This is a genomic window from Parvibaculum indicum (assembly GCF_011762095.1).
In the GTDB taxonomy this organism is placed as follows: domain Bacteria; phylum Pseudomonadota; class Alphaproteobacteria; order Parvibaculales; family Parvibaculaceae; genus Parvibaculum; species Parvibaculum indicum.
This window is the reverse complement of record NZ_JAASQO010000027.1, coordinates 1-9,877: the sequence shown is the minus strand read 5'-3', so window position 1 is coordinate 9,877 and position 9,877 is coordinate 1. Positions and strand designations below refer to the sequence as shown.

12 protein-coding genes are annotated in these 9,877 nt (G+C 60.3%); 6 read left to right on the top strand and 6 right to left on the bottom strand.

Translation table 11 applies throughout. The annotated features are described in order from the left end of the window. The 4 genes from FHS78_RS19035 to FHS78_RS19020 form a co-directional block, all read left to right on the top strand. Positions 1 to 360: hypothetical protein (locus tag FHS78_RS19035; RefSeq protein ID WP_246220609.1), on the top strand; the 360-nt coding region annotated here is incomplete at its 5' end. Next, positions 350 to 1,228 (top strand): nucleotidyl transferase AbiEii/AbiGii toxin family protein, encoded by an 879-nt coding sequence (locus tag FHS78_RS19030; RefSeq protein WP_167096068.1) that lies wholly within the window; start codon positions 350 to 352, stop codon positions 1,226 to 1,228. The genes FHS78_RS19035 and FHS78_RS19030, both read left to right, overlap by 11 nt. A 366-nt stretch (positions 1,229 to 1,594) precedes the next feature. After that, the gene (locus FHS78_RS19025; protein ID WP_167096066.1) at positions 1,595 to 1,810 is read left to right on the top strand and encodes a hypothetical protein; all 216 of its coding nucleotides are present in this window, start codon (positions 1,595 to 1,597) and stop codon (positions 1,808 to 1,810) included. A 98-nt stretch (positions 1,811 to 1,908) separates the two neighbouring features. Further along, positions 1,909 to 2,907 (top strand): alpha/beta hydrolase, encoded by a 999-nt coding sequence (locus FHS78_RS19020; RefSeq protein WP_167096064.1) that lies wholly within the window; start codon positions 1,909 to 1,911, stop codon positions 2,905 to 2,907. A 52-nt stretch (positions 2,908 to 2,959) separates the two neighbouring features. Here FHS78_RS19020 and FHS78_RS19015 read toward each other — a convergent pair whose 3' ends face one another. The 6 genes from FHS78_RS19015 to FHS78_RS18990 form a co-directional block, all read right to left on the bottom strand. Next, positions 2,960 to 3,946, bottom strand: a complete 987-nt coding sequence (locus FHS78_RS19015; RefSeq protein ID WP_167096062.1) for a DMT family transporter — start codon at positions 3,944 to 3,946, stop codon at positions 2,960 to 2,962. Positions 3,947 to 4,181: 235 nt separating this feature from the next. After that, positions 4,182 to 4,385: a hypothetical protein gene (locus FHS78_RS19010; protein WP_167096060.1), complete on the bottom strand. Its 204-nt coding sequence runs from the start codon at positions 4,383 to 4,385 to the stop codon at positions 4,182 to 4,184. A gap of 177 nt (positions 4,386 to 4,562) precedes the next feature. Continuing rightward, positions 4,563 to 5,177 carry a DUF5681 domain-containing protein gene (locus tag FHS78_RS19005; RefSeq protein WP_167096058.1) on the bottom strand — a complete coding sequence of 205 codons (615 nt, stop codon included), beginning with the start codon at positions 5,175 to 5,177 and terminating at the stop codon, positions 4,563 to 4,565. A 200-nt stretch (positions 5,178 to 5,377) separates the two neighbouring features. Further along, positions 5,378 to 6,673, bottom strand: coding sequence for a site-specific DNA-methyltransferase (locus FHS78_RS19000; RefSeq protein WP_167096056.1), 1,296 nt, complete (start codon positions 6,671 to 6,673; stop codon positions 5,378 to 5,380). A gap of 104 nt (positions 6,674 to 6,777) precedes the next feature. Then, positions 6,778 to 7,470, bottom strand: coding sequence for a hypothetical protein (locus FHS78_RS18995; RefSeq protein WP_167096054.1), 693 nt, complete (start codon positions 7,468 to 7,470; stop codon positions 6,778 to 6,780). 71 nt (positions 7,471 to 7,541) lie between these two features. Continuing rightward, positions 7,542 to 8,045 (bottom strand): PDDEXK-like family protein, encoded by a 504-nt coding sequence (locus FHS78_RS18990; RefSeq protein ID WP_167096052.1) that lies wholly within the window; start codon positions 8,043 to 8,045, stop codon positions 7,542 to 7,544. Between the two features lie 92 nt (positions 8,046 to 8,137). Between FHS78_RS18990 and FHS78_RS18985 the strand changes: the two genes are divergently transcribed. Next, positions 8,138 to 8,359, top strand: coding sequence for a helix-turn-helix domain-containing protein (locus tag FHS78_RS18985; RefSeq protein WP_167096051.1), 222 nt, complete (start codon positions 8,138 to 8,140; stop codon positions 8,357 to 8,359). A gap of 207 nt (positions 8,360 to 8,566) precedes the next feature. Continuing rightward, positions 8,567 to 9,538 carry a hypothetical protein gene (locus tag FHS78_RS18980; RefSeq protein WP_167096049.1) on the top strand — a complete coding sequence of 324 codons (972 nt, stop codon included), beginning with the start codon at positions 8,567 to 8,569 and terminating at the stop codon, positions 9,536 to 9,538. Positions 9,539 to 9,877 lie beyond the last annotated feature (339 nt).

Sequence of the window (9,877 nt, the reverse complement as noted above, 5' to 3'; positions counted from 1 at the left end):
GCGGGTGCTTTCCTGAAAGTTCGTGGCAGCGACACACGCCTCTCAACGATAGGACAAACGTTTCTCGATATGCTGCAAAAACCCGATCTTTGCGGTGGGATGGATCACATCCTTGATGTCTGGGAAGAGCACGCTGCAACATATCTGGATGATATCGTTTCCGCCGTCGATACTGCTGCAAGTGACCTTGTCAAAAGTCGCGCAGGCTACATCCTCGAAGAGCGCTTGGGGTTAAGGCACTCAGGCATAGAAAAATGGAAAGCGTTGGGGCAGCGCGGCAGCAGCCGCAAGCTTGATCCGTCTAAAGCTTTTGCTCCCACCTTTTCTGAGACGTGGATGATATCACTCAATGTCCAATGACTTCATCGAAATTGATGTGGCGGGCTGGGTCGAGCGTGCCAAAGCCGATCCAGCGTCATATGGGCAGCGCCAGGCTGCCGAAATTACTTTGAACGCGATAGCTATGACGGCTCCCCTGAACGAAAAGCTCGTTCTGAAGGGGGGTATACTCATGGGGCTTGCCTATAACAGTCCACGGCAAACGGCAGATATTGATTTGTCGGCTGTTCTGGAAGCAAAAGAGAATGTTGATGAGGTGATAAGGGGTCTTCTCGATTCAGCTTTTCCCAGAGCAGCGGCGAAGCTCGGTTACGCCGATCTCATTCTTCAGGTGCACTCGGTCAGAAGGCAGCCCAACCATATTGAAATAGAGGATGCGCAGTTTCCTGCCCTCAAACTCAAAGTGGCTTTCGCTCAGCGAGGAACCAGGCAGGAGCAGGCAATGCTTGCCGGGAGGGCCCCTGGAATTATCGATCTCGATATTTCGTTCAATGAGCCGTTGCGCCAAATCCAGGTATTGGAGCTGACAGGGGGGCAGGAATTGCTCGCCTACGGGATTGTAGACCTGATAGCCGAAAAATATCGCGCTATGCTGCAGCAGGTTGAGCGCAATCGGAACAGGCGACAGGACGTGTATGATCTCGATCGATTGATCACTGAGCATGAACTTCCAGCCGAGGTATGCGCTCAGATTCTGGAGGTATTTCATGAAAAGTGCCGGTCCCGTCATATTGAGCCGGCGGCCTCTTCACTTCAAAACCCCGAGATCAAAACGCGATCCGGCGCCAATTGGCAAACCCTGGAACTGGAACTGGGTGAGGTCCCGCCGTTTGAAGAATGTTTTGAGAGGGTAAGAATTTTCTACGAAAGCTTGCCTTGGCAGGCGTAATGTTTCGATGCAATGGGACCAAGTGTTTAAGTTCATCTCGGGCGCCTAAGGCTGCCATCGGTTGAATTTCTCGCAATTGCAAGGTTGATCAACGGCCGGCCGAAACTTGGCAACGGTCAAGCGGGTCTGCGACACAAGCCCCCTCGCCTGGTTACCCTCCTCGAATTACGAAGTGGCTGTGGAAGTTACATTTTCCGCCGGTTTGGAGCGTCTGGGTCTGGGGTTCGACTCCCTGGGGGTGGCACACAATCCTCCCAAGTTGACCCGTCATTCGGAAATCATTTCCTGACTGGACTTCGCTGCCAAAGGAAGCATGCATTGCGGTACCGAACCGCTTGCACTTCTCACGGGAGGAGACGTCAACCGATGGACGCCGATACACGTGATCTCGCCAGACAAATCTCGGCCCTTGCGACCAGGTTGCTGGAGCAGGGTCACGAACTGTCGGTTCAGGGACAATCGCCACATATCACGCCGGACAATGCCATGGCGCTGGCTGCGACCCTGAAAGACACCGCTTCAGACATTAGTGTTCTGGCGAGCGCTGTTGAGGTTGTCGTGGGTGGCAGTGGGAGTAACTGACATCCGGTCCTTGGGCGCTCAAATTGCGCCTGCGAGACCACGATGGTATTGCAAAAGAAGTCGTATCCGTTCGGGCACTTCCGGGGAGGACACGTTTCATGTCGTCAGAAGCGATTGCTAGACGAGACCTCGAGATCGAGAGCGCGCCTGGAATCCGCCTTGCCGTCCGGCATGTGGCAGCCGCGGATACCCCTTCGACAAAGATCCCGGTCATTCTGCTCCATGGTGCGCGCGTACCGGGTATTCCGTCATTCGACCTCGACTGTCCGGACGGTTCGCTGGCGGCTGATCTTGCCCGGGCGGGTCATGATGTCTTCATCATGGATGCCCGCGGCTACGGCGGATCGACCCGCATCGGTCAGGAAGGCGATCCGGCCGAGGCGCAGATCCTTTCTCCATCGAATGAAGTCGTCGAGGATATCGAGGCTGTTGCGCAGGCCGTCCGGCGGCATACGGGCCGACAGGTTCTCGGGCTCCTCGGATGGGCAACCGGCGGTCACTGGGTCGGCATGTTTGCCGCGAGGCACGCCGATCCCGATCTGAAGATCATTCTCTACAATTCTCTCTACGGTGCGGAGCGCGGACATCCGGTGCTCGGGCCGGGCGGTCCGCTGGCGGATGCAGAAGAGCCGGACCGGCTGGATGCCCGCAAGCTGGGCGGCTTCGGATACAGCACGGCAGAGTCATTGCTGCCGTCCTGGGACGCGTCCATTCCCGCGGAGAACAAGGAGGAATGGCGCGATCCCGTTCTTCTGCGGGCCTACCAGGATGCGGCCCTTGCATCCGATCCTTCGTCATACACCCGCAACCCGCCTGCCTTCCGGGCTCCCAACGGTGCGATGGCGGATTCCTTCACGCTTGCCGGTGGGCACAGGCTGTGGGACGCCGGTGACATCACCGCCCATGTCCTCCTGATCCGTTCGGAGAACGATTTCTGGAGTCGGCCGGGCGATCTCACCGCGCTGGCGGACGAGCTGACGAAAGCCGCCTCGCTCCGCGTTCTCGAGCTGCCGCAGGCGACGCACTATGTTCACCTCGATCGCCCGGAGAAGGGGCGTCGCGAGATGTGCGAAGAGGTCCTCGCCTTTCTCGCCTGACCGGGAAACGCAAGACGTACCGGGAACCGTTTCCGGCACGGGGATGGTGCCGCTACGCCTCGCCGCGCTCCCCGACCGGTGTTGCAGGGATGGGCGCGGGCGTCTTGGCGCGGTGTTCGGCACGGCTGAACCACGCCACACCGAGGACAACCAGCGTCGTGCCCAGGGCATGCCAGACGGTGAACGCCTCGCCCAGCACGACGACGGCGAGCGCGATGGTGGCGATCGGTCCGAAGGCCGCGGTCGAGGAGGTGGCTCGTGCCCCGATGCGCTGGATACCGCTGTTCAGCAGAAAGCTTGGCAGGACGGTGCCCACGATCCCGAGACAGGCCCCGTAGAACCAGATCTCGCCCGAGAAGGCGGCGTAGCTCGCGATACCGTGCTGAACGGTATTGTGCGCAAGTGCCACCAGCGCGGCGGCCCCCATGGCGATACAGGTGAAGGCCCGCGTGCCGATGACGGCCATGCGTCGTTTGGCGAGATGCTGGAAGAGGGCGAAGGACACTGCCGCGCCGAGGACTAGCACCGTCCCGGCCAGCAACCCGTCGGGGTTCACGACGAAGTTCCACGCCATGATGACCAGGAGCCCCGCATAGGACATGGCGAGCCCCGGGACGGCGCCCCAGTTCATGCGATCACCGAAGAACAGCACGCCCAGTGCCAGCGTGAAGAAAGGATAGGTGAAGAGCACCAGACGCTCATACTGGGCGGTGATGAAGGACAGGCCCCAAAAGTCCAGCGAACTCGCCACATAATAGCCGAGGATTCCCACGCCAGCGGCCGCCGCGATCTCGCCCGGGCTCAGCCGCGCCCGCAACTCCGGCGAGGTCGCCAGCACCCAGGCACCGATGGCGAGATAGAACGGGAAGGCGACGAGCATGCGCAGCGCCAGCACGGTCTCGGTGCCGATACCGGTGGTGTAGGCGAGCTTGATGAATATGCCCTTGGTCGAGAACAGGGCCGCGCCGGCAATGGCGAGGCCGTAGCCGGCGACATCGATGGAGGCTTCTTCCGGGGGCGTATCGTTCTGGTCAGCCATGCGGGACTTTCCTGTCGTTTGGAAGCCCTGTCCCGGCTGGTCACACACTGCACGTCGACAGCCCTGGGCAGGGCCGGTGCAATGCGGTTTGATTGTGATGTGATCAGATCAAGCGCGCTCGCCCCGGCATGGTGGAAATGCCGAGGAGCCATAGAGCAGCGATGTGAACGGTCCTGATCATGGGGTGTACCTATAGCAATCGGCACGAGGGGGCAAGGGTGCGGTGGAGCTGGTCCTACTCGCCCGCAACCACACCCGCCGCCTCGGCCAGCGTCCTGATGCGGTCCGCCAGTTCCACGATGTTCCGGGAACTGAGCGAGGCCTGTTTGGCGTCTAGACGCGGATGCTGGCCCCGAGCGGCCTGGTCGTGTGCCTTCTCGATCGTTGCGGCGCAGGCCACAAACAGCCTGCGCGCGGTTTCGCGGCGATCGTCGTCCATGACTGTCTCCCCTCTGGCGTCTTCGGAAGCATGGTCAGTGACGCTTCCTTTGCCGGAGAAGTCCAGTCCTTTCAGGGCAGGGGAGTTGGCGTTGTCAGGCCCATGCGAGACACGGACAGAGGTGAAGGGGCAGACGCCCCTTCACTTTTTGTCGATGGTGATCTGATCGATTGACGCTCAGTCGAGCCAGGAATCGTCATCATCATTGTCTTCTTCTTTCACCGTCTTTGTCTCTGCTTCGTCAGCAGCGTCGTTCAGGCACTGGAAGTAGCCCTCTTCGCCCGATTCAGCTATGCGCCGGCTTGCCTCGGCGTAGCACTCTGATTTCCAGGCCCAGAGTTCCGCCCGGCTTACATTCTCGGGCACGGGCCCTTCCCAGGGCAGCATGCCCTGACCCGGTTCAGGCGCGCCGTCGCCGTCGGACTCGACGAACAATACCCGGAGCGTATCCGGCGCGGCATCTTTCGGCGAAAAGGTCCCGGGAAAGTGCTTCTCCAGTTCCTTCATTACGTCCATCGTTTCCTTGGTCGTGCCTTGCAACGCGCCTTTTGTGAGCTTGTGCCTCAGGGCCTCGGTGAGCGGCATGCGCTGCTCTTGCCCGTTTACCTTCACGACCACGGTCTGCGCGAGCATCTCTTCGAAGACCGTGGAAGCGTTCTTCGACCCCTTCGGTTTTCCTTTCGGATTTCCCGACTGGCCTTTTTTCCACTGCGTGCGTTTGGGCGGTTTACCGAAGCCGACCTCGTAGTCGGTGTCTTCAGGGCTCTTCTTCCGGTTTCGTTTGTTGCTCATATGAGCTCTCCTTAAGTTTGGTGTGTCCGCGTTTGCTGTCTCCACTGTCTGTTTGGGTGGCGCTGCCACCCGGCTCCCGTTCCGGGGAGCAAAAGGGGGGGCGGGACCTTGCAAGTCCCGCGCATTGTGTTCTGCCTGCCGTCAAGCTCCCTGTAACCTGGCATTTGCGGGGCCCGCGCCCGGGTGGCTGACGCCGGCCTTTACTCGATCTCGGCGAAGGTGAAGCCGCTCTCCGCATGGATCGGCTCGATGCCCGTGGTCTTGCGGAACCGCCTCAGCGTCACATCCACATAGCGGGGCTCGATCTCGAGGCAGAAGGCGCGGCGGCCCGCGCGCTCGGCCGCCATCAGCGTGGTGCCGGCGCCCGCAAAGCCATCGATCACGATGCCGCCGCGCGTCGTTGCATCGAGGATCGCATCCTCGACCAGCGCCACCGGCTTCACAGTGGGATGCATGGCGAGCGCCTCGTCCCGATCACCGCCAAAGCTGTTCATGCCCGCATAGGCCCAGACATTGCTGCGGTAGCGGCCATGTTTGCCGAGTTCGACGTTGTTGATATGCGGCGCCTTGCCCTTCTTGAAGACACCCACCAGCTCGTGCTGCGAGCGATAGAGCGAGCCCATGCCGCCATTGGACTTGGTCCAGACGCAAAGATTCTTCATCTCGCGATAGACCTCGTCTCCCGCATGAAGCAACTCGCCCAGATGCCGCCAGTCCATGCAGACATAGTGGAGCGAGCCTTCGCGGGCCTGCGCGGCCATGTTGCCAAGCACCTCGGTCAGGAATGCCTGGAAGGCCTCGCGCGACATCTCGCCCGATGCCATGGCGAACTCGGCATGGTGATGTGCCCCCAGCCCCGACACATGACCCTCGACAGGCACGTTATAGGGCGGATCGGTGAACACCATCTCCGCCGTCTCGCCGTCCATGAGTCGTGCCCAGGCCTGGCCGTCCCTCGCATCGGCGCAGAGGAGCCTGTGCCGGCCCAGCAGCCAGAGATCGCCCGGCACCGTCACAGACGGCAGTGTTTCGTCGATCTCGGGCAGCGCGTTCGCCTCGTCGGGCTCCGCCTTGTCCAGCTCGCCGATCAGCAGATCGATCTCCGCCGTCTCGAAGCCCGTCAGCGTAATGTCGAGGTCAGGCGCCTCGATGACGAGATCCTGCAGCTCGATCGCCAGCAGCTCCCGGTCCCAGCCTGCATTCTCGGCCAGCCTGTTATCCGCGATCACATAGGCGCGCTTCTCCGCCTCGCTCATGTGGTCGAACCGGATCGCAGGGACTTCCCTGAGTCCCATGGCCTTCGCGGCCTCAAGACGGCCATGGCCGGCGATCACGCCGCCCTCTCTGTCGATCAGCACAGGGTTGGTCCAGCCAAAGCGCCGGATCGAGTCCTCGATCTGCTTCAGCTGCTTCTTTGAGTGAGTCCGCGGATTGCGCGCGTAAGGCTTGAGCGCAGCAATGGCGACGTTTTCGATTTGAAGGTCTTGCCGGGTCATATCCAGGGTCCTTTCTTCAATCCCAAAAAATCCACGACAGTTTCCTGCGGGACGGGCGGACGCTGGAGAGGAACAACCGGGTCGGTAAGCGGGAGGGGTTTTTCCTACCGGTCTTTTCTGCGGCGCAGAACCGCGCCGATAGCGGAGGTGATGGTGCTGGCTGTCAGATCACCATCGATGAGCGACATCACCCGGTGCACGAACCGGTCGCCCGGGGACCGGGGCTCGGCCGTATAGCTGCCCTCCTCATGGGCGGTATGGGTGAAGGCGCTGCCGCTGAACTCTTCATATATGTCGATCAGGGTTTCGGTCGCCTGCTGCAGCTCGGTGTTCTGCGGACGCCCGCCTTTCGGCTTCGTGTCCTCGAGATACTGCGTCAGCACGGGCGTCAGATGCTCCAGACGTATCCGGAGTTCCTCGTACTGGGTAAAGCCGTTCTCGGGGGTGTCGCGATCCTCGGCAGGGCGCGGGTGTTCGTCGAGCAGCGTCCAGAGCGCATCCTGCGAGGCGTGGTCGATGGTGGCGAGGATATGCCGGAGATCGTCCGCGGTTGAAAGGAGGTCGTCGAGGGCGGCGCGTTGCTTGGGAACGGAGGGTGTGATCCGGGAAAGTTCCACGGCATCGCGATAGTTATCGCCCGCCTTCTGCAGCTGGCGGATCAGCTCGCCATGGCGTTCCGGATCGCTGATGTCGAGCATGGCGGCCAGTTCGTCGGCCTCGCTACTCTTCAGCCTGAAGGGCTCGACCTCTTCCGGAAAGCCGTATTCGTACCATTCGGGTTTGTGTTTTCTCGGCATTGCGATGCCCCGCCCCGTAGCTGTCGGGGACCAAGCATTCCGCAGGGACATGGAGATCGCAAGAGGCGGGGTCAGCCGGTCGCGTGCTCGAAGTGGTTGATGAGAGCGCCTGCCAGAGAGGTCATGCCGTCATGACGCCAGGCGCGGTAGCGGTCGGAGGAGCCGGGTTTGGCGGAGGCGACCATGACGAGCTTCTCCTTCCCCGAGCGGGCGACCTCCGCGAACTCTTCCGTCGGGATGAGCCATGCAAGCCGAACAGCGGCACCGTCCATGAGAACGGCTGCGATGAACCCCGCACCCTCGGCCGCGAAAGTGGCCAGTCTGACATCGAACTGCACCGTACCGGTCCTGTCATTGTCGAGACCGGTCCGGGCCTTCACCTGCACGGGCACGCTCCGCCGGGTTGCCTTGTCGTAGATGAGAAGGTCGATCCCGTCATCATCCGCGAAGGGCCGGAACGGCGCAAGCCGCCCGCCGGAGGCGAGGATGAGGCCGGAGGCGACTGAGGCCTCGGCGATCTGCCCGGTCTGGGTGCTGGTCGGCCTGAGAAACCGTTCCTGTGCCTGCGTTTCCATGCCTCCAGCAACGCTTCCGGGGCCCCGGAAGTCAAGGAAAATGAGACTCATCGGCTGCAGACATTCGTTTTGCCGGACCGTCTCTTTGGCGCATGGACATTCGCAGGCAGCTGGGGCTCAACGTCCGCCGGATACGCGCCGAAAAGGGCTGGTCCCAGGAGGATCTGGCCTTCGAGAGCGGCCTGCACCGCACCTATATCAGCGGCATCGAACGTGGCATCCGCAATCCCACCATCGTGATCCTGGCAAAGCTTGCGGAAACCCTCGACGTGGAGCCGGGAGAGCTGCTGGAGAGGGTGGGACGGAACTCGTAGCGATCGGGCTTGGCCTTGGCGCTATTGCAGAATCGAAGCAGCCGGGCCTGGATGCTGTGCTGCAATACACGTCGTTCTTTCCCCGCAACGGTAATATCAGTGCATCCTCTTTCCTGTTCCTGATCCCAATTCAAATGACCGCCAAACCGGTTGTCCGTGATTATTGAAAATAATATCGTGAGGGGAGCGACTGAGGGGAGGGGCAACATGGGCGACGAAACCATCAGAATAGCGGTGTTTGTTCTGCCTGCGGTTATCGGGGTGGCCACTCTGCTCTTGCTCCATCGCTCGACCTTGAACGCGGCAATACGCAGGGCCATCAAACCCCTCCGGTTGGAGAATGCTCGCCTGGCATCAGAGATTGATCAGGCTAACTCCAAAATCAGCGAGCAAGATGAACACATAGAGAAGGCCGATACTGAAGTCCGGCGGCTCCGGGATTTCGAGGATATTCGCAATGGTCTCGAGGCTCGCCTGGAGCAGATGGAAGCCGTCTGGCTTTCTTCTGCCTCAAGTGAAGCCGAGTGTCAGGAAGTTCTGGGTCGAAATCTCTGGCTGCTGGCGCCGGAGTATATCGTGAAAGAGAACTTTTTCACGTCGCCGAAGTGGCTGATTTCTGTTTTTCGCGATCACTTCGACGGTGTAGACGTCGATTGGAACGCCCAAAAATATAAAATCCGGGTACCGCACAACTTTGAACCGGACATGTGTGGCTGGGCGACCTCGCAAACAGGATTTTATCAGACCTCTCAGGATGTCTATATCCTCATTGAACTGAAGGCACCAAGCGTCAGTCTTTCATGGACCGCGATCGAGCAGGTTCACGCCTATGCTTTTGGTCTCATGCAGAACGTCGAGAGTCTCAGAAAAAGTCGCGTGGATTGTCTGGTGATCGGCGGAGACTGTCCCGAGGAACTCAATGACGCCCATCTCCGTTGGGGCGCTGACGCCCACCATGCAATCAACATCTTTCCGATGAGCTATGGCCAGTTGTACGAGCGCGCCTGCAAGATCGCTGAACCGTTTCTCTCACCATCAATGACAAAACTGGATGCGCCGGTTCCTGGGACGGACAGGCCCGACACCAGCGCTTTGCCTAACGGGTCTCCGGACCGAGCGTATTTAGTCACTGAAGTTGTTTCAGAGGCAGGGCCAGAACTCGAGACAGTCGGGCATTAAGTTGCTGGCGTCCGCACCAAGGCTAAATTTTCCCATATCAGATGTTGCAGGCGCCCTTGAATTTTCGGGTACTCGTCTCCTCCTCCTCCTTGATGGACTCTACTTGCCCGGCCCCAATTCTGAACTCTCGTTTAAAAGCTAGGTCCCTGAGTCTTTCTTCGGCTGTTTGTGTTGCTCCGATGATATGGGACCGTCGAGACTCATGCGGGCGGTGCCGGAGTTTCCAAAGAAGCTGTCAAAGATGGGTAAGCGGTGTTCCGGTCACACCCCGCCCATTTCACCGGCTTGTTTTCGGCTTCCAGCGTTTCGCGAGCTTGAGGACTTCGAGACGGAGTTCAT

Coding starts and splice junctions, on each gene's coding strand:
- FHS78_RS18990 (WP_167096052.1), bottom strand. CDS start 8,045: ATGGAAACGCAGGCACAGGAACGGTTTCTCAGGCCGACCAGCACCCAG.
- FHS78_RS19015 (WP_167096062.1), bottom strand. CDS start 3,946: ATGGCTGACCAGAACGATACGCCCCCGGAAGAAGCCTCCATCGATGTC.
- FHS78_RS19025 (WP_167096066.1), top strand. CDS start 1,595: ATGGACGCCGATACACGTGATCTCGCCAGACAAATCTCGGCCCTTGCG.
- FHS78_RS18995 (WP_167096054.1), bottom strand. CDS start 7,470: ATGCCGAGAAAACACAAACCCGAATGGTACGAATACGGCTTTCCGGAA.
- FHS78_RS18980 (WP_167096049.1), top strand. CDS start 8,567: ATGGGCGACGAAACCATCAGAATAGCGGTGTTTGTTCTGCCTGCGGTT.
- FHS78_RS19010 (WP_167096060.1), bottom strand. CDS start 4,385: ATGGACGACGATCGCCGCGAAACCGCGCGCAGGCTGTTTGTGGCCTGC.
- FHS78_RS19005 (WP_167096058.1), bottom strand. CDS start 5,177: ATGAGCAACAAACGAAACCGGAAGAAGAGCCCTGAAGACACCGACTAC.
- FHS78_RS19000 (WP_167096056.1), bottom strand. CDS start 6,673: ATGACCCGGCAAGACCTTCAAATCGAAAACGTCGCCATTGCTGCGCTC.
- FHS78_RS18985 (WP_167096051.1), top strand. CDS start 8,138: ATGGACATTCGCAGGCAGCTGGGGCTCAACGTCCGCCGGATACGCGCC.
- FHS78_RS19030 (WP_167096068.1), top strand. CDS start 350: ATGTCCAATGACTTCATCGAAATTGATGTGGCGGGCTGGGTCGAGCGT.
- FHS78_RS19020 (WP_167096064.1), top strand. CDS start 1,909: ATGTCGTCAGAAGCGATTGCTAGACGAGACCTCGAGATCGAGAGCGCG.